A 23,454-nucleotide genomic window follows, 5' to 3' on the forward strand; every position below is an offset into this window, starting at 1 on the left:
TCCGAGTCAGCTCGGCGAGCAGCTCTCCCGGCCTGGCTGCACTTCTACAATCACCACAGACCCCACACCGCCATCGGAAAGCTCCCACCCATCAGCCGCATTTCAAACAACCTGGCTGGGCACTACAACTAGCGCAGCGTGAGAGCCGGCGCCTCCGGGTGCGGAGGGAGGGCGTGGCCCGTCGCCAGGCTCAGCACGTGCTCGCCCGGCGCGAGGGTCGTCTCCGCCCCGCCGGGCGAGCAGAAGACGAAGGCGATCGGCGACGACACCCGCACGACATCGCCGCTCACCTCGACCGAGATCGGTCCAGCCGGGGTGGGCACCGCGCCGCGCAACTCGCTCGCGCCGCCGGGACGCGGCGCGATCCGCGCGACGGAGTAGCCCGGCTCCGCAGGCGTGACGCCCAGGACGGCGCGCACGATGTCGCGGGTCGGCGTCGCGCTCCAGCCGTGGCACGGCGACCCCCACGACCAGCCCTCGCCGAACGTGTCGTAGCCGTCCGCGAGGAAGCGCGACCAGTCGCGGATCGCGCGGTCGACGAGGTCGGCACGGCCCGATGCCAGATACGCGTCGTGCACGACGTACGACAGGAACGGCTCGGCCCGGACGATCTGCGAGCGCGGATCCCAGTCGATCACCCATTCGCCGCGCGCCACCCGCTCCCACTTCGCCATGTCGAGCCCGCCGCCGGGGGCGCTGAGCCAGGCCCGCTCGACCAGCGCCTCCGGGTCGGCGATCGCGGCGACCAGCGCGTCCCGGCGGGCGTCCGGCACCAGTCCGGCCACCACGGCGGAGGCGTTGGTCGCCTGCGAGAACGTGCGCACGGGCGATTCCGGACCGTCGGCGTCGACGTAGAGGCCGCGTCCGCCGTCCCAGAACGCCTCGAAGCCCGCGCGAGCGCGCTCCCACCACGACTGCGCCCAATCGGCGGACGCACGATCTCCGAGCGAGGCGCACATGCCCGCGTACTCGCGCAACGCGCGTGACCACAGGGCCGTCAGCGCCGCCGACCGGCCGGCGACGACCACGCTCGACCAGTCGACCAGATCCCATTCACCCGAGGCGCGGATCACGCCGTCCTCGTCCGCGTGACGGGCGAACCAGGCCAGCACCCCGCGAGCGACGGGCAGCCCCTCGACCACCTCGGGCACGGGGCCCGCGTGGGCGTGCATCTCGGCCAGACCATGGATCCAGTGCAGCGACCACGACGGAATGGTGACCCCGTCGGCGGCCTCGAAGTCCCCGGCGACGCTCATCGGCAGGATCCCGTCGGCGCGAGGCGAGGCGGCCGCGCGGAGGTACTCGCGCGCGGTGCCCCAGTCGGCGTTCGCGGCCAGGTGCACCATCTGGTGCACGACGCCGTCGCCCACCCAGGCCCGCTGCTCGCGCGTGGGGCAGTCGGTGAAGAGGTCCGCCGTGTTGAGCGCGACGGTGCGCACTCCGGCGCGCCAGAGGCGCTCCAGCTCCGGGTCGCTGGAGGCCAGATACGGCTCCTCGCGCCATGTGCTGAGCCGCTCGCGGATCCGGACGCCGGAGATCGCGATCGGGACGGCGGATGCCGTGCGGTTCACCGCGGCGACGACGAGCGTCCTCATGCCCGAGGCCTCGTGGACGACGATCGCGTCGTCCGTCCCCCGCGCGACGTATCGCGCGCCGGCCAACGGTGTCAGCGGGGTCTCCGCCGCGTCCGGGCGCTCGAGGAACGCCAGGTCGACCTCCGTGCCGGCGGGCGCGGAGAGCCGGACCTCGACGACGCCCGAGACGACCCGCCCGAGATCGAACTCGGCGACGAGGGCGTGGGCCGGCGGCACCGACGCGTCCTGAGCGGTCTCCTGAGCAGCGGCGACCGCACTCCCGCGGTACGCCGCACTCCGGAGATACGCCGCAGCCCGTCGCGCGGGATGCGGCGCGCCCGAGCCTGACGGGGCCTCGACGATCGCGGCGCGCGCGGTCGTCGGCCGCACGACCCGCTCGGTCCGCTCACCCACGGTGCGCAGCGGCACGGCGCCGTACGGCGCCAGGGGCGGACGGGCGCTGCCGGTCCAGCCTCGGTGCGCGGCTCCGAGGGGCTCGGCGGGAGCCCAGTGCGCGTCGTCGTGCTGTGCACCGGCCCAGTCCGCGGGCAGGGCGCGGGCGTCGCACGCCACTGCGGGGACGCCGTCGAGCGGCCCCCGCGGCAGGCCCGTCCAGGCGTCCGAACGGATGGCGCGCCAGCTCGCATCCGACAGGATCACGTCGTCGCCGAGGACGATCTCGGCCAAGAGGCCTGCCTCGGCGCCGAGCCTGCCGCTGGGCACGGGCGCCTGCCAGACGGCGTTGGACTCGCCGAACCACGTCACCAGCACCGCGATCGCGTTTCGCCCGGGCCGCAGGCCTCGCAGCGGCACCAGGTCGTGCGTCTTACGGCGCGGCTGGCCTCGCTGCGGGCCGCGCGCGATCTCCTCGCCGTTGACGTACAGGACGTAGGACGAGTCGGCGCTGATGCGGATCGTCGCCGGCCCGGCCTCGAGGCGCGCGACATCGATCGCGCGCCGGAAGAGCGTGCGCCCGAAGGCCGCGGGGGCATCGGGCCTCTCCTCGTCCGGCCGCCTCGCGCCGATCCACTGGGCACGCCACACGTGGCTCCCCGACATCCCGACCTCCGTCATGCCGGCCTCCGCTTCGACGCCACGATCTTGACAACGGGCCGCGCCCGCACGACGATACTACTTGCTCGTTTAAGTTGCGATGCGCCACCCGAAGGCTCAATGAAGAGAGCAGGAACGATGACCGGTTCCCCCACCCGCACAGCCCGCCCCTGGAAGACCGCGTTCCTCGCGGGCATGGCGTCGTACCTCGACGCCGCCGTTCTCATCTCCACCGGCACCGCGCTGGTCCTCTATCGCCCGACGATCGGCATCGACGACCTGCAGTTCGGCCTGCTCTCCTCTCTCCTGACGCTCTGCTTCGCCGTCGGGGCGCTGTTCGGGGGAAGGCTCGGCGACCGGTTCGGACGCCGCACCGTGTACTCCGTCACGCTGGTCGGGCTGATCGTCGCGATGGGGGTGATGGCCCTCGCGTCGTCCGTGCCGATGCTGTTCGTCGGCGTCGTCCTGGCCGGCCTCGCGATCGGCGCCGACCTGCCGGTGTCGCTCGCCCTCATCGCCGAGGACTCGCCCGAGGGCCAGAAGGGGAGGTTCGTCGCGTTCTCCGCGATCCTGTGGCTCGTCGGCATCTCGGCCTCCAACGGGCTGAGCGCCGTCGTCGGCGGGATGGGCGAGTTGGGCGGGCGGATCATGTTCGCCCACGTCGGCGTCGTCGCCATCGTCGTCCTGCTCCTGCGCATGACCCTCCCCGAGTCGCCCGAGTGGCTGGCGGCCCGCGCACGGCGCGCGGCGCAGGAGGACGGAGAGCGCATCGACCTCGACTCCCTGCGCCGGCTCTTCCGGCCGCCGTTCATCTATGCACTCGCCGCGACGGGGCTCTTCTACGCCGCCTGGACGATCGCCTCCAACACGATGGGACAGTTCTCGGCGCTGCTGTTCACCGAGCTGGGCGGCACCACGATCCAGCTCTTCGGCCTCATCAAGCTCGTGAACATCCCGCTCGGCCTCCTCAGCGGGTTCGCGTTCATGCGGATCGTCGACACCCGCTGGCGCTACCGCTGGTTCGTCGTCGGCGCGGTCATCCAGATCGCGGCGTTCGCCACGCCGCTGCTGTTCGACGGCGCCCTGTGGAGCCTCATGGTGATGACCTACGCCTTCTCCGTGGGGGCGGCGTTCGCGGGCGAGGCACTGTTCAAGGTGTGGTCGCAGGAGCTCTACCCGACTCTGCTGCGTTCGACCGCACAGGGCGCGTCGATCGCGTTCGCCCGCATCGCCGCGGCCGGCGCCGCCGTGTTCATCCCGACGCTCGCGACGCAGAACCCCAGCTCGCTGTTCGTGCTGCTCACCGCGTGCATCGTCGCCTCGTCCCTGATCGGCTTCCTGTGGGTGCGGGTGCTGCCGACCGCCCCGTCCGACGCGGTCGCCGGCACGGAGGACGACCGACGGACGCCGGCGGAGACCGTGGGCTGATCGTCCGCGGTCGGACGGCGCCGGCCTGCCACACTGGAGGCATGGAAGCGGAGCGCATCGACCGCGCGCGGCGCCGCCCCACCGCGGTGGACGTGGCTCGACTCAGCGGGGTCTCGCGCGCGACGGTGAGCTACGTGCTCAACGATGTGGCGAACCAGACGATCTCCGAGGCGACGAAGCAGAGGGTGCGCGCGGCCGCCGCGGAGCTCGGCTACTCGCCCAGCGCGGTCGCCGCCGCACTGCGGCGCGGCCACTCCAACATCGTGCTCGTCGTCCGCGACGCCGCGCTGAGCGGCTACATCACGGAGCCGTTCCTGGACGCGATCTCCGCGCGGCTGCGGGAAGCGGGATACTCGCCGCTGGTGCACACGCTCGCCGACGAGGCCACGCTCGTCGAACTGGCGGAGGCGATCCATCCCTTCGGCGTGGTGGCGCTCGCGCGGCTGACCCGGGACGTCTCGCTGCAGCTGCGCGCATCGGGCGTGAAACGCCAGTACCACTCGATCTCGCTCGACTCCGACGCCTCCCCGAGGCCGTGGGAGGAGGAGATCGGCGCGCTCCAGGCGACGCACCTCGTGGGCGCAGGCGTCGCTCGCCTGGCCTACGCGCATCCCGAGCCGCACTCTGCACGCGCGGAGATCGCCGCCTCGCGGGCGCTGGGCGCGCGACGCGCCGCCGCACGCGCCGGCCTGCCGGAGCTGCTCGAGCTCACGGTGCCGACCCGCCGCACCGAGGCGCTCGATGCCGTCCGCCCGCTGCTGACGGTGAGCGAGACGGAGCGCATCGGCGTCTGCGCGTTCGACGACACCACCGCTGCGGCCGTCCTCGCCGCGGCCACCGACTCAGGCGTCGCGGTGCCCGGCGCGCTCGCGGTCGTCGGCGTGGACGACACACCCTTCGCCGCGCTCATGAGCCCGGCGCTGTCCTCCGTCGCCGTGGACAGCGTGGCCTCCGGGAGGGATGTGGCCGAGCGGTTCCTCTCCCAGGATGATCAGCCCGCCACCAGCCGCCGCAGCACGCCCGCGAGGATCGTGCGGCGGCTGACCAGCTGACGACCGCCGAGCCTGCGGACGTCCCGTCTAGCGCAGCCCCTCGGCTACCGCGGCGGTCACCTCGAGCCAGGCCTCGCGCGAGTCGGAGCTCAGCGCCTCGTAGTCGATCACGTCGCCACGGTCGAGGGCGGCGTCGAACGGCACCGAGACCACCTGGCGCGTCAGCTGTCCCATGTGATTCGTCAGACGGCGCTCCAGGTCGGGGTAGCTCGTGGGCGACGGGTGGCTCATCACCGTCACGGCGTTGCGGAGCTTCTCCTCGTGGCCGTGGGCGATGAGCGTGTCGGCCATGGAGGCGAGCGTGCGGGCGCTGTCCTCCTTCACGATGGTCGTCAGCACCAGCACGTCGGCCGCCGCCACGGCCGACTGCCACGTGCCCGCCTTGGAGTTGTTGCCCGTGTCGACGATGATCACGCGGTACGAGCGGCTCAGCGTCTCGTGCAGCAGGCCGAACGCCTCCTCGTCGATCACGTCGCTGTCGCCGTCGAGGCTCTGCGATGCGAGCACGTCGAACTTGTTCTCACCCTGCGCTCGGACGAAGTCGATCAGGTCGGGCGAGCTCAGCTGTCCCGTGCCGACCGACTGCACGTGATCGAGCAGGTCGATCGCCGTGTGATCGTGGTCGGGCGACGGCAGCGAGCGGATGCCGAGCGTGCCCTTGAACTCGTTGTTGTCCCACGCCAGCACGCTCCCGCCGCGGACACGACCGAGGGTCGCGCCCAGCAGGTAGGTCGTCGTGGTCTTGCCGACGCCGCCCTTCTCGCCGATGACCGCGATCGTCTTGCGGCCCGCGAAAGCGCGCTGGACGGTCTCACGGCGATCGCGCTTGGCCTGCTCCTGCTTTCCCGGCGCCAGCCGGAAGCCGAGCCGGTTCATCCCGCCGCGGAGCCCTTCCGTCGCGGGCGCGGGGCCGACAGGCCTCGCCGTCTCGGCGAAGTCCCGCGCGGTGAGAAGTCGCGCCTCCCGGCGCGTGAGGGACGGCTCGGCGGCGGGATCCGACGCCGCGGCGTCGGCGGGGACGGGCGCGGCCGCCGGGGCGGGCGGCACCTCGGCGACCGGCGCCGCGGGGACGCCCGGAGAGGGAGCGGCAGCCGCCGGAGCCGGCGCCGGCGCCGCGGGGACGGGCGTCGACGCCATGGGCTCGGGCGCCGCGGGAGCCGCAGGCTCGGTCGGCGCCGCGGTCGAGCGAGAGGCGGGGGCGGGAGCGGCGGGCTCGACCGGCGCGGGAGCGGGAGCGGCGGGAGCTGGAGCAGCGGGAGCGGCGGGCATCGACTTCGGGACGCTCGTGACGAGCGGAGCGAAGGTCGGCGCCGTCGGCGCATCGCCCGATGCCGGCGCGGCGGACGGGACGGCGCCGACCGGAGGCAGCGGCGGCAGCGGGGGCACCGGCGGGATCGGGGGCGCAGCCTGCGGGGACCGATCGGACGGCGGCACGGTCGACTCGACGGCCTCCTCGACGGTGCCGTCGGGCGAGACCACCAGCTGCCGGACGCCGTCGCTGCCGCTGGCCGCGACCTTGACGGGACGTCCGTACTCCTGCGCGACGAGCACGACGGTCGTCAGCACGGCCTTCCGCGCGCCGGCGGCGTCCCGTGCCTTGACGGGGTGGACCGTGCCGTCGACGGTCACCTGACCGGTGCCGTCCTCGTTCGTGACCGCGGAGATCCTCGGTCGGTCCAGAGCTTCGGGGCTATCGGTCACGGTTCTCCTTGACTGGCGATCGGCGGCTGTCCGGGTCGTCGCGGGACGAGCCGCCGGTGGAACACGGCTTCAACCGTAACGCGCGCGCGGATCCGTTCCACGCCCGCCGGGGCGCCCGGCTCGCGGGCGCGCCGTCACCGACAGGCTAATGCGGCGACCGTCGAATCAGGCAGGCGACGACCAGGGGAGGGCTGCCCACCCGATGCCGCGTAATCTGGCGGGATGGCGCAGAAGGGTCGAGGCAGCGGACGCCGAGGCGCGCCCCGGCGCGCGGCCGGCGGCGCGAAGAGGGCCGCGCCCCGGGCGGCTACGCGCCCCACGCCGAAGGCCACCCCCGCCCCGCCCGCCCCGCGGGAGGAGCCGCGCACGTTCCGCCTCGGCGCGATCCCCGGCGCCACACCCGGCAAGTGGATCGACCGGTGGCGCGAGCGGATGCCGCACGTCGCGCTGGAGCTGGTGCCGCTCGAGGTGGCGACGCAGCGCGAGGCGATCGCCGCTGGCGAGGTCGACGCGGCGATCGTGCGCCTGCCGATCGACACCGACGAGCTGCACGTGATCCGGCTCTACGACGAGGTCGCGGTCGTGGTCGTCGCAGCGGACTCCGCGCTCACGACGGTCGAAGAGCTCACGGCCGACGACCTCGCGGGCGAGGTCGTCATCGTGCCGCGCGACGACGTGCTGGGGCCGATCGCGCTGCCCGGCACGGAGCACCCCCGTTTCGATCCTCCCGAGACGACGGCGGATGCGATCGCCACGGTTGCCGCCGGCGTGGGCGTCGTCGTCGTGCCGATGTCGCTCGCCCGTCTGCACCACCGTCGCGATGCCGAGTACCGCCCGTTGCGGGACGCGCCGACGTCGACGGTGGCGCTCGCGTGGTGGGCCGAGCGAACGACGCCGGACGTCGAGTCGTTCGTCGGCATCGTGCGCGGGCGCGGCGCCAACTCCTCCCGCTGAGGCGTGCGCCCTCGGCGCTGCGCCTATGCCCCCGGCGGCGGCGCGAGCAGCAGGCCGACGCGCTCGTCGAGATATGCGGAGAGCGGCATGAGCGCACCCGCCGGCGTCCAGCGGATCATGACGCGTCCGTCCTGCCACGACAGCGGCCCCGTGGGCTCCCCCGCGGCAAGGCCGGCGAGGTCGAGAGGCCACCACCCGAGGTGGACGGTCTCGCCCTCCGCGAAGCCGCCGCGGAGCGCCATGGCGCGCAGCTCTGCGCGCCGGCGGGCCGACTCGGCCGCGTAGCCCCGACGCCCGGGATCCGTGGCGCGCAGCACCTCGCCGGCCTCGTGCACGACGTCGTCGCCGATCAGCAGCGATCCGACCCTCCAGGCCGACCCGGCACGGACGATGCGCGGCCCCACACCGAGCACCCGGCGCAGCCCGGAGGGCTCGGCGATCTCGCCCAGCGCCTCCCGCGGCGCGGCGGCCAGGCGGAGTCGAGCCCGCTCGAACAGCTGCGCGGCGTCGTCCCTCATCCTTCGAGAATACGAATCCGCGCCGAGAATGCGGGTCTCACATGCATTCTCGGCGCGGGAACGGATTGTCGCTCGCGGGGTCGGTTACTTCCAGACGTCGGCGGCGATGTCGACCACCGCGCGGATCTTGGCCCACTGCTGGTCCTCGGTGAGCTCGTTGCCCTCCTCGGTCGAGGCGAAGCCGCACTGCGGGCTGAGAGCCAGCTGCTCGAGGGGCGCGAAGGTCGCGGCCTCGTCGATGCGACGCTTGACGGCGTCGGCGTCCTCGAGGTCGCCGGTCTTGGTCGTGATGAGACCGAGGACCACCGACTGCTCGCCCCTCGGGAGGAAGCGCAGCGGCTCGAACCCGCCGGAGCGGTCGTTGTCGTACTCGAGGAAGAAGCCGTCGTAGCCGACGCTGAACAGCTGCTCGGCGATGGGCTCGTAACCGCCCGAGGAGATCCAGGTGGAGCGGAAGTTGCCGCGACAGATGTGGGTGGTCACGACCAGGTCGTCGGGCTTGTCCTCGAGCACCCGGTTCAGGATCGAGGCGTACCGCTCGCCCAGCCCGTCGGTCTCGATGCCGCGCTCGGTGCGGGCCCGCTCCAGCTCGACCTCGCTGCACAGGTAGGCCCAGGCGGTGTCGTCGAACTGCAGGTACCGCACGCCGGCGTCGTAGAACGCCTTCACCGCGTCGCGGTAGGCGCCGACGAGGTCGTCCACGTATTCGTCGCGGTCGGCGTACGCGCCCGTGATGTTCTGCGGCTCCACGCGGAAGTCGAGCACGGTCGGCGAGGGGAAGGAGAACTTCGGCTGCACGCCGGCGGCCTCGGCGAGCGGCTGCAGCGCGCGCCAGTGCTCGAGCTGCGGATGCGCGCTGAAGCCGATCCGGTCGTGGACCTGCACCGCACGCTGACGGGTCTGGGCGCCCTGGAACGGCAGGCCGTGGTCGGTCTCGACGATCGAGACGCCGTCGAGACCGTCGAAGAAGTCGAAGTGCCACCACGACCGGCGGAACTCGCCGTCGGTGGCGAGCCGGAGGCCCGCATCGGCCTGCTTGCGGACGAGATCGGCGATCTGCGCGTCCTCGACCTCGCGCAGCGCGTCGGCGTCGATGCGCCCCTCCGCGAGGTCGGCGCGGGCGGTCTTGATGGCGTCGGGACGCAGGAAGGATCCGACGATGTCGGCACGGTACGGCGGGTTCACGGTCACGCGCCACAGCCTAGCGGCGGCGACCCGGGCCCTCAGGCGGGCCGTCACCCTCCGTCACGTCGCGCGACCGAGGGGGCGGCCTGCGGGATCAGGCGCGCGACGGGCCGCCGGACGGCAGCGCGCGCAACGGCGGCACGGGTGACGGATCCGGCTGCACGCCGTGGATCTCGCGGTGCAGGTTCTCCATGCGCGCGTCGAGCTCGGACGCCGTCACCGCCGCCTCGCGGAGGCTGTCGGTGAGACGCGAGGGCACGTGCTTGTCGTACTTGTAGTAGATCTTGTGCTCGAGGCTGGCCCAGAAGTCCATCGCGATGGTGCGGAACTGCACCTCGACGGGCACCCGGACCATGCCGGTGGAGAGGAACACGGGCACCTCGACGATCACGTGCAGGCTCTTGTAGCCGTTCTCCTTCGGCTCCGCGATGTAGTCCTTCACCTCGCGCACCGTGATGTCGTCCTGCCCGACCAGCAGCTCGAACAGGCGGTACACATCGCGCACGAAGCTGCAGGTGACCCGCACGCCGGCGATGTCGGTGATCTCCCGCCGGATCGAGTCGAGGTCAGGAGCGACACCCTTGCGCACCACCTTCTCGGCGATGGAGTCGGGCGACTTCAGGCGGCACGTGACGTGCTCGACGGGGTTGTACGCGTGCGCGTTCTCGAAGTCCTCGCGGAGGATCGACATCTTCGTCTCGATCTCTCTCATGCCGAAGCGGTACTCGGAGAGGAACCTCGTCATCTCGTCGCGCAGGCCGCGTACCTGCTCCAGCATGTCGCCATCGACCGGCAGGGATGTCATGCGCGCCACGCTATGGCGAAGGGCTACGAGCCGGCTGGGAAAGACGCTCCCGTCGGATGGGAGCGCGCGGGCCCACGAACGATGAGGGCACCCGCCTTCGATTAGCCTCGGCGTATGGGCATCCTCCACTACGGCACCGATTCCACTCCGATCCACATCGCCGATCGGGCCCTGGCGCACCTGAAGGTCGTGGTGGTCGCGAAGCTGCGTCGCCAGGAGAGCTTCACGGTCTCCTGGCAGCACCCGGCCGAGGACGGCGCCGGACGCAGCACGATCTGGATGCACCCGTCGATCCCCGTGCGCTTCGAGTTCGACGAGGCCGTCGCGCCCGAGCTGAACCGCGAGTGGATCGAGGACCTCGCGCAGTCGGCGAGCGCGCTCGGCGGCATCACCCTGGTGGCCGAGCACGTCGCCGGGGGCGAATCCGAGGCACCCGCGGCCTGACGCCGCCCCGCGCCCGCGAAGACGCCCTCGCCCCCGGTCATCACCGGGGGCGAGGGCGTCTTCGCGTGATCTGGTCAGTCTTCGACGACGGCCTGCTGCATCGGGTCGGGCGGCTCGGGCATGACGGTCAGGCCGTTGGGCCCGCTCGCCGCCTTCATGAGCTCGTCGAGCCAGGCCCGGTTGATGCGGGGCGCGCGGCCTCCGGAGAAATGGAACTGCATCGGGACAGCGGGGTGCAGCCAGAAGCTGCGTCGCCCGATCCCCTCACCCAGTTTGGTGTCGAACATGAATGGCTCGCCACGGCGCAGCTTGTTCATCACCACGATGCGCAGATGCGCGAGAGTTCGGTCATCGATCTCGACGGAGTCGGCCGCCGCGCCGTATATGAATCGCCCCACGGCGGCGACGATACCCGACACCCACCGACATGAGACGTCGACCGCTGTCTCACGAGGCGGGAGTTTGCGGAACCGGCAGAACGGCTTCCAAAATATTCGTATATCAGACTCAGGTCGTCATCGAGCAGGAGCCCTACTCGTCGGACGCCGTCTTGCGCCCGTCATGGATCTCGCCGCGCCACCCGCCCGTCTCGCCGCCGCGCTTCTCGATGAAGGTCTTGAACCGCTGGAGGTCCATCTGAGCCTGCGCCTTGTCGATGCCCACGGCCGCGCCGAGGGTCTCGAGGATGCCCTGGGGCTCCCAGTCCATGCGGAGCCTCACGTGGGTCTCGTCGACGCCGGCCTCCGACCGCCGGGGCTCGAAGTCGACGCTCCCCGCGTGGAAGATGCCGTCGGTGCTCTGCCAGGCGATGTGCTGATCGGGCACCTGCTCGACGACGTCGGCGTAGAACGCCTCCTCGCGGCCGCCGATGCTCACCGTCCAGCGCGTGCGCACGTCGTCGATCTGCTGCACGACCTTGACGGCACCGAGGTACTCGGGGAAGGACTCGAACTGCGTCCACTGGTTGTACACGGCGTCCACCGGCGCTTCCACATCGATCTCGGCGGTCAAGGTGGTGGTCATGCGCTTCCTCCTGCTGATGTCGCGTTCCCCCTCGACGCTATGGAGGCGTCCTCAGGGCGAGAATGGGCTTGACTCCGCCGGGTCGTCCGGTTACCGGCGTCAGTCGACCTGCTCGGACTGGGTGCGGATGAAGTCGCGATCGTCCGCGCTGAGCGTCGCGCCTTCCGGGACGTCCTCCCCCGCGATCCGCGAGATCTCCTCGCGCACCTCGTCGGGGATGTCGCCGCCGCCGTCTCGCAGGACATGCTTCCCGTCGATCGAGAGGCGGGGCCACCATTCGTGGATGTCGGGCAGTCGAGTGCTCATGGCCCCGACGCTAGACGCGACCGACGACGCCGCTCAACGGCTTGACAGGTCGCCGGATGCGGTTGCGGTCGACACCCGGCGTCGGACACGGGCCCGGAATAGACTGCCGTCTATGGATGAGGGATCCGCGCTGGCGACCATCGCGGACCCGACGCGCGCCCGCATCCTTCGTCTGATCCTCACCGCCCCCGACAGCCGTGCCCGCGTCGGCGAGCTGGCCGAGGCGCTGGGCCTGCGTCAGCCGACCGTGAGCCACCACATGAAGGCGCTGCTCGCCGAGGGCCTCGTCACGCGGGCGCAGGACGGCCGCCGTGCGTGGTTCGCGGTGGCCCCCGACCGCGTCGAGACGGTCGCGTCGCTCGTCGGCGCGCAGCCGTCCGCGACGAGCCCTGATATCGGCCGCATCGCCGCCGACCTGGCCCTGCGCTTCCGCGGCACCTTCAACGCGGAGACCGTCGACGCCTACGTGCGAGAGAGCCTCGAGCTGCTCTCGCGCGGAGACGCCCCTCCGCGCCAGCTCGCGTCCCGCACCGCGGCGTTCGCGGCGGCGCGCCTCGAGGCGCTGGCGCGGGCGGAGACGCCTCGGCCCGAGAAGCCCGAGGTGCTGTTCGTGTGCGTGCAGAACGCCGGCCGCTCGCAGCTGGCGGCGGCGATCCTGCGCCACCTGGCGGGCGACCGGGTCGGCGTGCGCACGGCAGGCTCGCTGCCCGCCCCGGACATGCGCTCGACGATCGCGACGGCGCTCGACGAGATCGGCGTGCCCGTCGGAGGCGAGTTCCCCAAGCCGCTCACCGACGAGGCCGTGCGAGCTGCGGACGTCGTCATCACGATGGGCTGCGGCGACGCCTGCCCGATCTACCCCGGACGGCGCTACCTCGACTGGGAGCTCGACGACCCGGACGGCCTGCCGCTCGACGGCGTCCGCCCGATCCGAGACGACATCGAGCGCCGCGTCCGCTCTTTGCTCGACGAGATCCTGCCGGGCGCCTGACCCCGCAGAAAAAGCATAGACAAGCATCTATGCTCTTGTCGTGACCTCCCCTCCGACGGTGCTGTTCGTCTGCGTCCACAACGCGGGCCGGTCGCAGATGGCCGCCGGCTACCTGCGCGCTCTCGCGGGCGAGCGCATCCGTGTGCTGTCCGCGGGCTCACAGCCGAGGGACGAGCTCAACCCCGTCGCCGTGCGCGCGATGGCTGAGGAGGGCATCGACATCTCGCGGCAGGTGCCCGCGACGCTCACGCCCGAGGCCGTCCGGGAGTCGGACGTGGTGGTCACGATGGGGTGCGGCGACGCCTGCCCGGTCTTCCCGGGCCGGCGCTACGAGGACTGGGAGCTCGACGATCCCGCCGGGAGGGACCTCGAGGACGTGCGCGCCATCCGCGACGAGATCCGCCGCCGCGTGCAGGCGCTCATCGCGCAGCTCACGCACGAGCAGACGCTCCGCTCGTCTTAGCCGAACCCGTGCCCGCACCGGCGCCTTGCGCCGTCGAGCACGGGAAAAGTCGCGAAACGCTCTTCTTTTCCACAAGATCGTCGTTTCTTTCCCGCAGATCTCCGGTCCGCGGCGCTCCGCCCCCGGGATCCTGATTGTGCCCCCAGCGCCGGGGCCACGATCACGAGGAAGGCCTGAAGCAGGCCCGGAGAAGGAGAAAGAGATGAACGACATCGACGTCGACGCCCTCCAGCACGAGGGACTCCCCTACTGGTTCGAGAAGCACCCCTCGCAGGCCGAGGGCGAGGACTTCTGACTCTCCCGTCTGGTCGTCGGTCAGCGGGCCGCTGACCCGTTCCACGGCGAGGTCGACGGCCTCGCCCGCCCGGCCGGCGTGGCCGGCATCCGGCGTCTCCCGCGCTGTCCGGATGCCGGCCTCGCTGTCGCCCGGGACGAAGTCAAGCCCCTCCCGTCGCGGTCGGACGTCCGCCAGGTTGGAGTCATCGACACGGGAGGTGCATCGATGAGCAGCACGCAGAACGGACCGGGCGACAGCGACCCCGGCACGACGGACGACAAGCGCGGCCCCGAGGACGACCTCGTCAGCGAGGACCCGGACCTGAACGTGGGCGAGCATCCGGTGATCGCCGAGGACGAGCCCGCCGAGGTGCCCGACGAGACAGGGATGGCCGAGCCTCCGACGGACAGGCCGGGCGACGGCGCGGACGCCGGCCACGCGCCGGACGTGAACGCGCTCCGTCCCGACGGCCACCCCTCGCAGGCAGAGGGCGAGGACGACCACGAGCTCGACGGATAGACCCCGCGCAGAACCGGTGCCGGCCGGCCCTTATGGAGACTCATAAGGGCCGGCCGGCACCGGTTTGTGGAGCGACCAAGGGCGCTCAGAGGTCGCGGTACGTCGTGCGCGCGTAGTCGTGGTACGGCGCGGGGGCGACGGTGGCGCGGATGCGCACCTGCGCGTGGGCCTCGACGTTGCCCTTCGACGAGTTCGGCTCCTCGCCCCACAGCAGCTCGACCTGGGCGCCCTCGGGCACGTCGACGTCCACCGACGCGAGCGACAGGTAGAGCTGGTCGTACGCGACGTAGCCGGCGTCGGTCGAGACGCCGACGCGGCGGCCGTCCTGGTGCACGTCGTCGAACTGGTAGAAGCCGTAGCGCGCCTTGGGCCACTCGAGGTACTTGGCGGGCGCGCCGGGCGTGAGCTGCGACTCGACGACGGACGCGACATCGGCCGCGTTCCAGATCAGCGTCACCTTGCGGCGGGCGGGCGACTCGGCGATCCGCTGCAACGCCTCCTTGCCGATGAAGTCGTGGTCGAAGTTCACCGACCGGCCGAGACCCAGGTCGTACGGCGTCAGCAGGAAGTCGTCGACCGGCCCGTTCAGCGATCCGCCGATGGATCCCGCCCGCGCCAGCGGCAGCCACTCACGGTAGGCGGCGAACAGCGGGTCGTCGGAGAAGATCGCGGGGAAGGGGGTGGGCACCCAGCCCGACTCGAGCGGCGTGACCGAGTACGCCTTCGAGCCGATGCGCACGATGCCGAACTCGGCCCCCGCCTCGAGCAGCGCCTGACGCACCGTCTCGCCCTCGGCGTACGGGCCGAAGAACTCGAAGCCCGGCTGGCCGGCCATGCCGTGTCGCAGTCCCTGCACCGTCGTCGTCCCGCCGTCGGGAAGGCGGAAGCCGAAGTCGGCGATGTGGAAGAACCTCACCTCCGGCACGGGACCGCCCAGCAGCTTCTCGAGCACGTCGTGGGCGCGCGGGCCCTGCAGCTCGTAGCGGTAGAACGTCGGGTCGCCCTCACGCATGTTCGAGTTGCCCTCGAGGCGGTAGGCGATGTCGCGACCGTCGGCCGCGGCGCGCTCGGCGTGGAACCGCACCCAGTCGATCAGCACGTGGTGGCCGATCAGCACGATCCGCTCGCCCTGCGCCGTCGCGTGGTTCAGGTGGAACAGGATGCCGTCGCCGATGACGTGTCCGTCATGGTCGACCGAGATCAGCTGCTTCGCGACGCCGGGACGGAAGTTCGAGAACGTGTTGACCGCGATGCCGCTGAGCACCTCCACGACGTCCTCGCCGGTCAGGAACAGCTGGGTCATGTGATGGGACTGGTCCATCAGCGCGACGGTCTCGTTCCACGAGCGCGACTCGGAGCGCCAGTTCGAGAACTCCGGGTGCACCGGGAAGGTGAAGGCCGGATAGTCGACGTTGCGCAGCAGCTGGACGGGGTCTCCGACGCGGGAGAGCGCCTGGGCGAGCGTCTCTGTCATGATCGATCTCCTTCGATCGAGAGGGGCGGGATGACGCGGTCAGCCTAGGAACGCGTCCTCCGCGGGAGGAAGGACACTTTCCGTTGATGCGAAGACCACCGGCACCGCTGGATCAGAAGGGCCAGATCAGCGGCACGTACAGCACCGCGGCCGCCAGCCACACGATCGTCAGCGGCAGCCCGAGGCGCCAGTAGTCGCCGAAGCGGTAGCCGCCGGGGTCGACGACCATGGTGTTCACCGGCGTGGCGATCGGGGTGAAGAAAGCCGCGGCGCCCGCCACGGTGAGAGCCATCATGAAGGGCTGCACCGACACGTCGAGCGTCGCGGCGAGCGAGGTCGCGATCGGCAGCATGACGAGCACGGTGGCGACGTTGCTCGTGACCTGGCCGAGCAGCACGGTGAGGACGCAGAGCGCGAGCAGCACGAGGTGAGGATCCGTGGCCCCCACCGTCGCGAGCATGCCGTCCGCGATCAGCTCGGCGGCCCCGGTCTTCACGAACGTCGTGGCGAGGGGGATCATCCCCGCGATCAGGACGACGGTGGACCACTGGACCGACCGGAAGGCGTCGCCGATCGACACGACGCGCGTCAGCACGAGCGCGCCCGCGGCGAGCATCCCGGCCACGACCGGCGGCACGAGCCCGGTCGCCAGCAGCACCACCATCGCGAGCAGGATCGTCAGGGCGCGCCGGGCGCCGTGCCCGAGCGGGATGCCGCGGCGCAGCGACCGCGGGGCGGTGACCGCCACGACGTCGGGCTGCGAGACGTATCGTTCGAGCGCATCCCACGGCCCCTGCACCAGCACCGCGTCGCCCGCTCGCAGGGTCCAGCCGCGGCCCGCCGCCGGGTCCGATCCCGGCTCCTCGGCCGACGCGCGCTCGGAGCCCGAGGACGAGCGCGCGGACGAACGCACGGAGAGGATGACGAGGTCCTCGCGCACCGTGGTCATGCCGGGGTAGACCCGCCGCCCGATGTAGACCGACCGCGGCGGGATGACGACCTCGACGACGCCGGCGTCGGAGGTGAACATCGTGCCGGTGTCGATGCTCACGTCGTAGCTCTCGCGCAGGCGCACCGCGTGTTCCCCCGGGTCCGTCGCCAGGTCGAGCGTGCGTCCGCGCCGATCCGGCAGCAGGCGCCCGCCGAACGCCACGACGATCGCGACGGTCAGGGCGAGCAGCGGCAGGCCGACGAGCGCGAACTCGAAGAACCCGAACGCCCGGCCGCCCGCGGCGACCGCCGCATCGGAGACGATCACGTTCACCGGGGTGCCGGTGAGGGTGAGCAGCGATCCCGCATGCGCGGCGAACGCGAGCGGGATGAGCAGCTTAGACGGCGCGACGCCCGCCTTGACCGCCACCACGACGACGATCGGCAACAGCGCCGCGACGGCACCGTTGATGCTGATGAACGCCGTCAGCACGGCCACCATCAGCGACACGACCACGGTGATGCGGCCCCGACGCGTGCCCGCGAGGCCCGTGACGCGGCGGGCGGCCCACGCCGTCACGCCCGACTGGTCGAGCGCCTCGCTGACGATGAACAGCGTCGCGATGAACACGGGCGTGGGGTCGCCGAACCCGGCGAGCGCCTCCGTCAGCGTCAGCACGCCGGCGCCGAACAGGGCCAGCGCGACGCCGCACGAGACGATGGCGAGCGGCAGCCGGTTGGTCGCGAACGCCACGATCGCGAGCCCGAGGATCACGAGGGTCGCGACGAGCTCGTACATGCGTTCAGCGTAGCGACGGCCGGTCCAGCGGGCGCGGGCGGTAGGTTCGTCCCATCGGGATGAGCGAGGAGGCTGATCCGACATGGCCCGGTCGTCGCAGGGAGCGTCCGCGCTCACGCGCGTGCTCGCGGTGCTCGACGCGTTCACCGCCGATCACCCCTTCCTCTCCCTGACGCAGATCCACCGCCGCACCGACATCCCGCTGTCCTCGGTGCACCGGATCGTCGCCGAGCTGGTCTCGCACGGCCTGCTCGAGCAGGGATCGGGACGCACCTATCGTCTGGGCAACCGGCTCTGGGAGATCGGCAGCAAGACGCCCGGGGCCCTCGGGCTGCGCGAGATCGCCGAGCCGTACCTGCGGCGGCTGCACGACCTCGTGGGACAGCACGTGCAGCTGGCGGTGCGCATCGACACGGACGTTCTCATCATCGAGCGCCTGTCGGCCCCCGACGCCGTGGTCAACGGCTCGATCGTCGGCGGACGCGTCGCGATGCAGCACTCGTCGAGCGGGCTGGTCTTCCTCGCGTTCGGCGAGCCCGAGCTCGCCCAGGCGGTGCTGGCGCAGCGCGTCGAGCCGATCACGTCCGCTGGTCCCCGCGACGCCGAGGCGCTGCGCGCGCAGATCGACGCCACGCTCCGTCGCGGGTACGCGCTCACCGACGGCTGGATACACCCCGCATCCCGCGGGCTGGCGGTGCCGATCCGCGGATCCGAGGACGTGGTGGTGGGCGCGCTCGGCGCGGTCGTCCCGAACGACGGCGGCCCGCACCGGCGCACCGCATCGCTGATGCAGGAGACCGCTCACCGCATCTCCGACGCGCTGCTGCGCGCCTATCTGCCCGCCGGGCATCCGCGGGCGCTTCCCGGCGGCTCGCTGCGGGCGCTGGTCAGCTCGTCCGCCGAGTCGATGCGCTACCTCGAGCGCCGCACGCGCTCGCGCTGACGCCGGGCTCAGGGAAGGCGGTGCTCGTGCACCTCCGTGCCGAGGGCGGTGCCGTTCAGGTCGAGGTAGAGCTGCCGTTCGGTGACCGACACGGTCATCGAGTTGCGCCGCTCGATCGCGGCGACGGCGCCCTCGACGAAGCCCGCGTCGAAGCTGTGCACGACGAGCTCGTCGGCGCGATGGATGCGCTTGCCCGCCCACGATGCGAGCAGCCGCGCAGGCTCCCGCTGCGTGTACACGACGGTGCGGTCTGCGAGGCGGCTGCCGCGGTGCAGCCGCTCCGCATCGGGGGCTCCCACCTCGATCCACGCCGTGATGCTGCCGGTGAGATCGCGCACCAGCACCGCCGGCTCGTCCGTCGACGAGATGCCCTCGCTGAACGCGATGCCCTCCTCGTATTCGAGGCAGTAGGCCAGCAGACGCATCAGCATGTTCGCGTCTGTCTCGGACGGGTGCCGCGCGACCCGCAGTGCGACGTCCTCGTAGACGCCGCGGTCCACGTCGGCCAGCTGCACGTCGAACGTGTGGATCGTCGCGGGAAGCGCCATGAGGACGACCCTACGCGGCGGCGGCGATGCCTTCGTTCATAGTCATCCTCTAGGCGGATGTGCGCGCCGCCGGCGGTGCGTAACGTCGAAGACGCGCCGGGCAGGGGCACAGTCCCGGCGCCTCCTCGAGTGGGGCTCCGCGTTCGGGTCGCGGGCCCCACCACCCGGGGCGTGGCGGCTCTCGCTCACGCCCCGGCACGCGGGGTCAGCCCGCCTTGACGAGGATCTTCGCCCCGAGGCCCCCGCGCAACGAGTGGATGGCGTCGACGACGCCCTCCAGACCGACCTCGTCCACCCAGCCGGTGGTGTCGTAGGCACCCTCGGACATCGCGGCGATGACCGCGTCGAAGTCCTCGGGCGCATAGGCGAGGGCGCCGGCGATCTCGGTCTCCCCCATCACCAGCTGCGTGGGCAGGAACTCCATCGGACGCTCGTGGATCGCGACCACCACGACGCGTCCCCCGGGCGCGAGGCTCGCGAGCGACGACGTGACGGCCGGGCCGGCGCCCGCGGCGTCGAACGCGACGTCCACCCCGTCGCCGTCGGTCAGCTCGGCGACGGCGGCGGCGAGGTCGTCGTTCACCGGGTCGACCACGCGAGCGCCCAGCGCGGCGATGGTGGCCCGCCGGGCCGCGCTCGGCTCGGACACGAGCACGTCGGTCACGCCGCGTGCGCGCAGCCCGAGCCAGACCCCGATGCCGATCGGGCCCGCGCCGGCGACCAGCGCCGTGCCGCCGGCGCTCACGCCGCTGCGGGAGACGGCGTGCCACGCCACGGCCATCGGCTCGACCAGCGCGCCCATCCGCAGGTCGACGTTCTCCGGCAGCACGTGCACCTTGGCGGCGGGCACGGTGGTGTACTCAGCCATTCCGCCGCCGTGGGAGCTGAGCCCGTGGAAGCCGATCGTGCGGCAGGCGTTGTACATGCCGCGACGGCAGGCGGCGCACGTGCCGCAGTAGTAGATCGGCCAGACGGCGACGCGGTCTCCGACCTTCACGTCGGTGACGCCCTCGCCGAGCTCGACCACGGTGCCCGAGAACTCGTGGCCGAGGATCTGCGGCAGCGTCGATCCGGTGACGGGGTGGGGGTGCTCGAAGTCGAGCCCGGCGGCCTCGGGCGTGTAGTACACGTGCAGGTCGGAGCCGCAGATGCCGGCGAACGCGTTGCGCAGCTTGACCTCGCCCGGGCCCGGCGCCGGCTCCGGCGCGTCCTCGATGCGGAGGTCCTGAGCGGCGTGGAAGACCGCTGCCTTCATGATGTTCTCCTTCTCTCATGCCCCGGTCTCCGGGGCTCGCTCAGCGCAGCCACCACTCGGGCGATGCGGCGAGGATCAGCCGGACGGCCCGGTCGATGTCGTCGTCGCCCCGGCGCAGCCACTCCTCGATCGCCCCGACGGTGCCCCCCGCGGCATAGGCCACGGCGAGCTCGAGCGCCTGCGGGTCGTCGGCGAACGCGGGCGGCAGGATGCGCGGGTGAAGACCCGCCCAGGTCTGCAGGCCGCGGCGGATCATCCGGTCGAGGTTGGCGCGCACCGGCCCCGCCAGGAGGGGGTGCATGGTGTTGCGGTAGACCGCGGACCTGCGGTGCACGTGCTCGATCAGCGCGCGCTCGCCGTCGCCGATGGTCCGCTGCCCCGGCAGGCCGTCCATCACCTCGGCGATCTCGTCGGCGAGGGCCTCCGCCAGCAGGTCGAGCGGGCTCTCGGCGTGGCGGTAGAACGTGTCGCGCGTGACGCCGGCGCGCTGGCAGACGGCGGACGCGGTGACGTCGGCGATGGGGGTCTCGGTCGTCAGGTCGAGCACCGCCGCGCGAAGGCTGTCCCGCGATCGCAGGAACCGGACGTCCATGCCTCGATCCTATCCGACACCTGTCAGATAGGGCTATCCTTCCCGACGGGAGCGGTGCCAACGCAGGCCCGCGGAAGGGCAGTCATGACAGGGTTCGACAACAGCGTCGCGGTCGTCACCGGAGGCGTCTCCGGCATCGGCGCGGCCATCACCCGCCGCCTCGTCGCGGCCGGCTCGAAGGTCTTCGTCGCCGACATCAACGAGGAGGCGGTCGCGGCGGCGCCCGACACGTTCGGCCCGGACGTCGCAGGGCTGCGCACCGACGTGACGAGCGAGGAGGGCATGGAGGCGCTGTTCGCCGCGGCCGTCGAGCGCTTCGGCACGATCGACACGGTCTTCAACGTCGCCGGTGGGTCGAAGCCCGGCTCGGTGGTCGACATGGACCTCGCGACCTGGGACTTCAACATCCGCCTCAACCTGTACGGCGCGTTCCTCGGCACCAAGCTGGGCGCCAAGCAGTTCCTCGCCGAGGGCAAGCAGGGGTCGATCGTCAACATCGCGTCGCTGAACTCGCAGGTGCCGATGCACTTCGGCGCCGGCTACGCGTCGGCGAAGGCGGCCGTCGTGATGCTCACGAAGAACGCGGCCCTCGAGCTCGGCGGACAGGGCATCCGCGTCAACGCGGTCTCCCCCGGCCTCGTCGCGACGCCCCTGACCGGCGGACTGCTGTCGGCCCCCGGCGTGCAGGAGGCGTACCTCGAGCGCATCCCCGCGGGACGCGCGGCCGACCCGGACGAGATCGCCTCGGTCGCCCTCTTCCTGGCCTCCCGGGAGGCCGGCTACGTCAACGGCGAGAACATCGTGGTGGACGGCGCGTGGGCCACGACGGGATACCCCGACCTGCGCCCGTTCCTCGGCTGAGGCGGGGTCAGGCGATCAGCGCCCCGGTGACGACGGCGGCCGCGGGTCGAGGTCTCTCCCTCGCCCCGCGGCCGTACGGCGCACACGGTCAGCTCGCGACAAGCAGCCCCGTGGTCTTCTCGCGCGCGGTGTCGAAGCGCTCCTGCACGTTCGCCCAGTTGGCGATGTTCCAGAAGGCCTTGACGTAGTCGGCGCGCACGTTGCGGTAGTCGAGGTAGTACGCGTGCTCCCAGACGTCCAGCAGCAGCAGCGGCACGGTCCCGGCCGCGAACTGCGACTGCTGGTCGAAAAACTGCTGCACGATGAGGTTCTGGCCGATCGAGTCCCAGAACAGCCCGGCCCAGCCCGATCCCTGCACGCCGAGCGCTGCGGCCGTGAAGTGCGCGCGGAACTTGTCGAACGAGCCGAAGAAGTCGTCGACGGCCGACGCGAGCTCGCCCGTGGGCTTGTCGCCGCCGTCCGGCGACAGGTTCGTCCACCAGATCGAGTGGTTCGTGTGCCCGCCGAGGTTGAAGGCGAGGTCCTTCTCCAGCTTGTTGATGTTCGCGAACTCTCCCGACTCGCGCGCCGCAGCGAGCTGCTCGAGAGCGGTGTTCGCGCCGGTCACGTAGGCGGCGTGGTGCTTGTCGTGGTGCAGCTCGGTGATGGTCGCGCTGATGTGCGGCTCCAGCGCGGCGACGTCGTACGGCAGCTCGGGGAGCGTGTAGGCGGTCATTGTCGTTCCTTTCGTGTGGTCGAACAGGTGTGGTCGAACGGGTGTGGTCGAGAGGGCCGCGGACCGGCCGCGGCGATCAGGCGTGCGAGGTCTGCAGCAGGCTGAGGAAGCGGCGGTTCTGATAGATCAGCGGGGGCGACGTGGGGCCGTGATGCACCCCGATCACCTCGGCGAGCACCAGGCGCGACGAGCCGGAGGGCACGACGCTCAGCGCGCGGGCCCGCAGGGCGACCGGCGCGTCCGTCAGGTGGGGCTCGCCGGACGACAACGCGGCCCACCCCTGCTCCGGCGTGAAGCGCGGCGAGCCGGAGCGCGCGAACGCCTCGGCGACCGGGGCGTGGCTCTCGCCGAGCAGGTGCACCAGGAAGCTCGGTGCGGCCAGGACGCCCCCGGCGGATCCCTCGGTCTTCGTCACCGAGAACGACAGCGCGGGCGGGTCGACCGACACCGACGCCACGCTCGACGCGGTGAGGCCGACCGGGCCGTCCGCGGTCTGCGCGGTGATCAGCGCGACCCCCGCAGGGTGGCCGCGGAACGCAGCCTTGAAATCCTCAACAAGCGTCGACACTGCCGGGCACCTCTTTCGATTGCTTCGAGTCGTCGCCCCGTCGCGTCGGGGATGCGACGACGTTCTCGACCGTAAAACCTCAAGGGCGCTTGAGGTCAACGAGCGCGGTCACACAGCGCAACACCCCGCGGGCGCGGGATGCGCCCAGGGTCACTCCGACGCCTGCGGCGGGAGCGCCGCGACGAGGGGATGGTCCGCCTCCACCGGGCCGAGGCGAGCGGCCCCGCCGGGCGACCCCAGCTCGCGGAAGAACTCGACGTTCGCCTTGTAGTAGTCCTGCCACTCCTCGGGCAGGTCGTCCTCGTAGTAGATCGCCTCCACCGGGCACACCGGCTCGCACGCCCCGCAGTCCACGCACTCGTCCGGATGGATGTACAGGCTGCGCTCGCCCTCGTAGATGCAGTCGACCGGGCACTCGTCGATGCACGCTCGATCCTTGACGTCCACACACGGCAGTGCGATCACATACGTCACCT

26 protein-coding genes are annotated in these 23,454 nt (G+C 71.9%); 10 read left to right on the forward strand and 16 right to left on the reverse strand.

Annotation, left to right across the window (positions count from 1 at the left end; all coding sequences use genetic code 11):
• Positions 1-132, forward strand: a 132-nt coding sequence (locus tag K5S26_RS17925) for an integrase core domain-containing protein (RefSeq protein ID WP_221860840.1), incomplete at its 5' end; no start/stop codon positions are given.
• On the opposite strand, the gene K5S26_RS17930 is transcribed toward K5S26_RS17925, so the two are convergent.
• Positions 129-2,648: an alpha-L-rhamnosidase-related protein gene (locus K5S26_RS17930; protein WP_221860771.1), complete on the reverse strand. Its 2,520-nt coding sequence runs from the start codon at positions 2,646-2,648 to the stop codon at positions 129-131. The genes K5S26_RS17925 and K5S26_RS17930 overlap by 4 nt on opposite strands.
• A gap of 117 nt (positions 2,649-2,765) precedes the next feature.
• Between K5S26_RS17930 and K5S26_RS17935 the strand changes: the two genes are divergently transcribed.
• A complete protein-coding gene (locus K5S26_RS17935; RefSeq protein WP_221860773.1) occupies positions 2,766-4,055 on the forward strand; it encodes an MFS transporter in 1,290 nt (429 codons plus the stop codon).
• A 41-nt stretch (positions 4,056-4,096) separates the two neighbouring features.
• Entirely contained in the window at positions 4,097-5,107 is a 1,011-nt protein-coding gene (locus K5S26_RS17940; RefSeq protein WP_221860775.1) for a LacI family DNA-binding transcriptional regulator, read from the forward strand.
• Between the two features lie 27 nt (positions 5,108-5,134).
• Here K5S26_RS17940 and K5S26_RS19270 read toward each other — a convergent pair whose 3' ends face one another.
• Positions 5,135-6,808: a MinD/ParA family ATP-binding protein gene (locus K5S26_RS19270; RefSeq protein ID WP_221860777.1), complete on the reverse strand. Its 1,674-nt coding sequence runs from the start codon at positions 6,806-6,808 to the stop codon at positions 5,135-5,137.
• A 222-nt stretch (positions 6,809-7,030) separates the two neighbouring features.
• Here K5S26_RS19270 and K5S26_RS17950 point away from each other — a divergent pair, with 222 nt between their 5' ends.
• A complete protein-coding gene (locus K5S26_RS17950) occupies positions 7,031-7,762 on the forward strand; it encodes a substrate-binding domain-containing protein (protein WP_221860779.1) in 732 nt (243 codons plus the stop codon).
• A gap of 23 nt (positions 7,763-7,785) precedes the next feature.
• Here K5S26_RS17950 and K5S26_RS17955 read toward each other — a convergent pair whose 3' ends face one another.
• The 3 genes from K5S26_RS17955 to K5S26_RS17965 form a co-directional block, all read right to left on the reverse strand.
• A complete protein-coding gene (locus K5S26_RS17955) occupies positions 7,786-8,280 on the reverse strand; it encodes a glutaminase (protein WP_221860781.1) in 495 nt (164 codons plus the stop codon).
• An 84-nt stretch (positions 8,281-8,364) separates the two neighbouring features.
• Positions 8,365-9,471, reverse strand: coding sequence for a 5-methyltetrahydropteroyltriglutamate--homocysteine S-methyltransferase (locus tag K5S26_RS17960; protein ID WP_308123059.1), 1,107 nt, complete (start codon positions 9,469-9,471; stop codon positions 8,365-8,367).
• A gap of 88 nt (positions 9,472-9,559) precedes the next feature.
• A complete protein-coding gene (locus K5S26_RS17965; protein ID WP_221860783.1) occupies positions 9,560-10,270 on the reverse strand; it encodes a GTP pyrophosphokinase in 711 nt (236 codons plus the stop codon).
• 114 nt (positions 10,271-10,384) lie between these two features.
• On the opposite strand from K5S26_RS17965, the gene K5S26_RS17970 reads away from it, so the two are divergent.
• Positions 10,385-10,714, forward strand: a complete 330-nt coding sequence (locus tag K5S26_RS17970) for a DUF7882 family protein (protein ID WP_221860785.1) — start codon at positions 10,385-10,387, stop codon at positions 10,712-10,714.
• Positions 10,715-10,788: 74 nt separating this feature from the next.
• Here K5S26_RS17970 and K5S26_RS17975 read toward each other — a convergent pair whose 3' ends face one another.
• From K5S26_RS17975 to K5S26_RS17985, 3 genes are all read right to left on the reverse strand, one after another.
• The gene (locus K5S26_RS17975) at positions 10,789-11,133 is read right to left on the reverse strand and encodes a DUF7882 family protein (protein ID WP_308123060.1); all 345 of its coding nucleotides are present in this window, start codon (positions 11,131-11,133) and stop codon (positions 10,789-10,791) included.
• A 112-nt stretch (positions 11,134-11,245) separates the two neighbouring features.
• A complete protein-coding gene (locus tag K5S26_RS17980) occupies positions 11,246-11,737 on the reverse strand; it encodes an SRPBCC family protein (protein ID WP_221860787.1) in 492 nt (163 codons plus the stop codon).
• Positions 11,738-11,836: 99 nt separating this feature from the next.
• Positions 11,837-12,043, reverse strand: coding sequence for a hypothetical protein (locus K5S26_RS17985; protein ID WP_221860789.1), 207 nt, complete (start codon positions 12,041-12,043; stop codon positions 11,837-11,839).
• A gap of 112 nt (positions 12,044-12,155) precedes the next feature.
• Here K5S26_RS17985 and K5S26_RS17990 point away from each other — a divergent pair, with 112 nt between their 5' ends.
• The 3 genes from K5S26_RS17990 to K5S26_RS18000 all read left to right on the forward strand — a co-directional run bounded on the left by K5S26_RS17990 (position 12,156) and on the right by K5S26_RS18000 (position 14,293).
• Positions 12,156-13,034 carry a metalloregulator ArsR/SmtB family transcription factor gene (locus tag K5S26_RS17990; RefSeq protein ID WP_221860791.1) on the forward strand — a complete coding sequence of 293 codons (879 nt, stop codon included), beginning with the start codon at positions 12,156-12,158 and terminating at the stop codon, positions 13,032-13,034.
• Between the two features lie 40 nt (positions 13,035-13,074).
• Complete coding sequence (locus K5S26_RS17995; RefSeq protein WP_221860793.1) at positions 13,075-13,497, forward strand: arsenate reductase ArsC; 423 nt, start codon at positions 13,075-13,077, stop codon at positions 13,495-13,497.
• A 502-nt stretch (positions 13,498-13,999) separates the two neighbouring features.
• Positions 14,000-14,293, forward strand: coding sequence for a hypothetical protein (locus K5S26_RS18000; protein WP_221860795.1), 294 nt, complete (start codon positions 14,000-14,002; stop codon positions 14,291-14,293).
• 85 nt (positions 14,294-14,378) lie between these two features.
• Here K5S26_RS18000 and K5S26_RS18005 read toward each other — a convergent pair whose 3' ends face one another.
• Positions 14,379-15,767, reverse strand: coding sequence for an aminomethyl transferase family protein (locus K5S26_RS18005; RefSeq protein ID WP_221860797.1), 1,389 nt, complete (start codon positions 15,765-15,767; stop codon positions 14,379-14,381).
• A 112-nt stretch (positions 15,768-15,879) separates the two neighbouring features.
• Positions 15,880-17,496 carry an SLC13 family permease gene (locus tag K5S26_RS18010; protein WP_221860799.1) on the reverse strand — a complete coding sequence of 539 codons (1,617 nt, stop codon included), beginning with the start codon at positions 17,494-17,496 and terminating at the stop codon, positions 15,880-15,882.
• An 82-nt stretch (positions 17,497-17,578) separates the two neighbouring features.
• Here K5S26_RS18010 and K5S26_RS18015 point away from each other — a divergent pair, with 82 nt between their 5' ends.
• The gene (locus tag K5S26_RS18015) at positions 17,579-18,439 is read left to right on the forward strand and encodes an IclR family transcriptional regulator (RefSeq protein ID WP_221860801.1); all 861 of its coding nucleotides are present in this window, start codon (positions 17,579-17,581) and stop codon (positions 18,437-18,439) included.
• 8 nt (positions 18,440-18,447) lie between these two features.
• Here the strand turns inward: K5S26_RS18015 and K5S26_RS18020 are convergent, their stop codons facing one another.
• The 3 genes from K5S26_RS18020 to K5S26_RS18030 all read right to left on the reverse strand — a co-directional run bounded on the left by K5S26_RS18020 (position 18,448) and on the right by K5S26_RS18030 (position 20,834).
• Positions 18,448-18,987, reverse strand: coding sequence for a YaeQ family protein (locus tag K5S26_RS18020; protein ID WP_221860803.1), 540 nt, complete (start codon positions 18,985-18,987; stop codon positions 18,448-18,450).
• 205 nt (positions 18,988-19,192) lie between these two features.
• Positions 19,193-20,242, reverse strand: a complete 1,050-nt coding sequence (locus tag K5S26_RS18025) for a 2,3-butanediol dehydrogenase (RefSeq protein ID WP_221860805.1) — start codon at positions 20,240-20,242, stop codon at positions 19,193-19,195.
• 40 nt (positions 20,243-20,282) lie between these two features.
• Positions 20,283-20,834, reverse strand: coding sequence for a TetR/AcrR family transcriptional regulator (locus K5S26_RS18030; RefSeq protein WP_221860807.1), 552 nt, complete (start codon positions 20,832-20,834; stop codon positions 20,283-20,285).
• Between the two features lie 84 nt (positions 20,835-20,918).
• On the opposite strand from K5S26_RS18030, the gene K5S26_RS18035 reads away from it, so the two are divergent.
• Complete coding sequence (locus K5S26_RS18035) at positions 20,919-21,695, forward strand: SDR family NAD(P)-dependent oxidoreductase (RefSeq protein WP_221860809.1); 777 nt, start codon at positions 20,919-20,921, stop codon at positions 21,693-21,695.
• A gap of 88 nt (positions 21,696-21,783) precedes the next feature.
• On the opposite strand, the gene K5S26_RS18040 is transcribed toward K5S26_RS18035, so the two are convergent.
• The 3 genes from K5S26_RS18040 to fdxA form a co-directional block, all read right to left on the reverse strand.
• Positions 21,784-22,410, reverse strand: a complete 627-nt coding sequence (locus K5S26_RS18040) for a superoxide dismutase (protein ID WP_221860811.1) — start codon at positions 22,408-22,410, stop codon at positions 21,784-21,786.
• A gap of 76 nt (positions 22,411-22,486) precedes the next feature.
• Positions 22,487-22,978 (reverse strand): flavin reductase family protein, encoded by a 492-nt coding sequence (locus tag K5S26_RS18045; protein WP_221860813.1) that lies wholly within the window; start codon positions 22,976-22,978, stop codon positions 22,487-22,489.
• Positions 22,979-23,128: 150 nt separating this feature from the next.
• Positions 23,129-23,452, reverse strand: coding sequence for a ferredoxin (fdxA, locus tag K5S26_RS18050; RefSeq protein WP_221860815.1), 324 nt, complete (start codon positions 23,450-23,452; stop codon positions 23,129-23,131).
• Between the last annotated feature and the right edge of the window lie 2 nt (positions 23,453-23,454).

Source organism: Microbacterium marinilacus, assembly GCF_019753765.1.
Taxonomy (GTDB): Bacteria; Actinomycetota; Actinomycetes; order Actinomycetales; family Microbacteriaceae; genus Microbacterium; species Microbacterium marinilacus.

What these genes read in the sequence shown, in the direction of transcription:
- K5S26_RS17985 (WP_221860789.1), bottom strand. Translation starts at nt 12,043, where the DNA reads ATGAGCACTCGACTGCCCGACATCCACGAATGGTGGCCCCGCCTCTCG.
- K5S26_RS17935 (WP_221860773.1), top strand. Translation starts at nt 2,766, where the DNA reads ATGACCGGTTCCCCCACCCGCACAGCCCGCCCCTGGAAGACCGCGTTC.
- K5S26_RS17990 (WP_221860791.1), top strand. Translation starts at nt 12,156, where the DNA reads ATGGATGAGGGATCCGCGCTGGCGACCATCGCGGACCCGACGCGCGCC.
- K5S26_RS18020 (WP_221860803.1), bottom strand. Translation starts at nt 18,987, where the DNA reads ATGGCGCTTCCCGCGACGATCCACACGTTCGACGTGCAGCTGGCCGAC.
- K5S26_RS17930 (WP_221860771.1), bottom strand. Translation starts at nt 2,648, where the DNA reads ATGACGGAGGTCGGGATGTCGGGGAGCCACGTGTGGCGTGCCCAGTGG.
- K5S26_RS18015 (WP_221860801.1), top strand. Translation starts at nt 17,579, where the DNA reads ATGGCCCGGTCGTCGCAGGGAGCGTCCGCGCTCACGCGCGTGCTCGCG.
- K5S26_RS17970 (WP_221860785.1), top strand. Translation starts at nt 10,385, where the DNA reads ATGGGCATCCTCCACTACGGCACCGATTCCACTCCGATCCACATCGCC.
- K5S26_RS17940 (WP_221860775.1), top strand. Translation starts at nt 4,097, where the DNA reads ATGGAAGCGGAGCGCATCGACCGCGCGCGGCGCCGCCCCACCGCGGTG.
- K5S26_RS17955 (WP_221860781.1), bottom strand. Translation starts at nt 8,280, where the DNA reads ATGAGGGACGACGCCGCGCAGCTGTTCGAGCGGGCTCGACTCCGCCTG.
- K5S26_RS17950 (WP_221860779.1), top strand. Translation starts at nt 7,031, where the DNA reads ATGGCGCAGAAGGGTCGAGGCAGCGGACGCCGAGGCGCGCCCCGGCGC.
- K5S26_RS18025 (WP_221860805.1), bottom strand. Translation starts at nt 20,242, where the DNA reads ATGAAGGCAGCGGTCTTCCACGCCGCTCAGGACCTCCGCATCGAGGAC.
- K5S26_RS17980 (WP_221860787.1), bottom strand. Translation starts at nt 11,737, where the DNA reads ATGACCACCACCTTGACCGCCGAGATCGATGTGGAAGCGCCGGTGGAC.
- K5S26_RS18030 (WP_221860807.1), bottom strand. Translation starts at nt 20,834, where the DNA reads ATGGACGTCCGGTTCCTGCGATCGCGGGACAGCCTTCGCGCGGCGGTG.
- K5S26_RS18000 (WP_221860795.1), top strand. Translation starts at nt 14,000, where the DNA reads ATGAGCAGCACGCAGAACGGACCGGGCGACAGCGACCCCGGCACGACG.
- K5S26_RS18040 (WP_221860811.1), bottom strand. Translation starts at nt 22,410, where the DNA reads ATGACCGCCTACACGCTCCCCGAGCTGCCGTACGACGTCGCCGCGCTG.
- K5S26_RS18035 (WP_221860809.1), top strand. Translation starts at nt 20,919, where the DNA reads ATGACAGGGTTCGACAACAGCGTCGCGGTCGTCACCGGAGGCGTCTCC.
- K5S26_RS17965 (WP_221860783.1), bottom strand. Translation starts at nt 10,270, where the DNA reads ATGACATCCCTGCCGGTCGATGGCGACATGCTGGAGCAGGTACGCGGC.
- K5S26_RS18010 (WP_221860799.1), bottom strand. Translation starts at nt 17,496, where the DNA reads ATGTACGAGCTCGTCGCGACCCTCGTGATCCTCGGGCTCGCGATCGTG.
- K5S26_RS18005 (WP_221860797.1), bottom strand. Translation starts at nt 15,767, where the DNA reads ATGACAGAGACGCTCGCCCAGGCGCTCTCCCGCGTCGGAGACCCCGTC.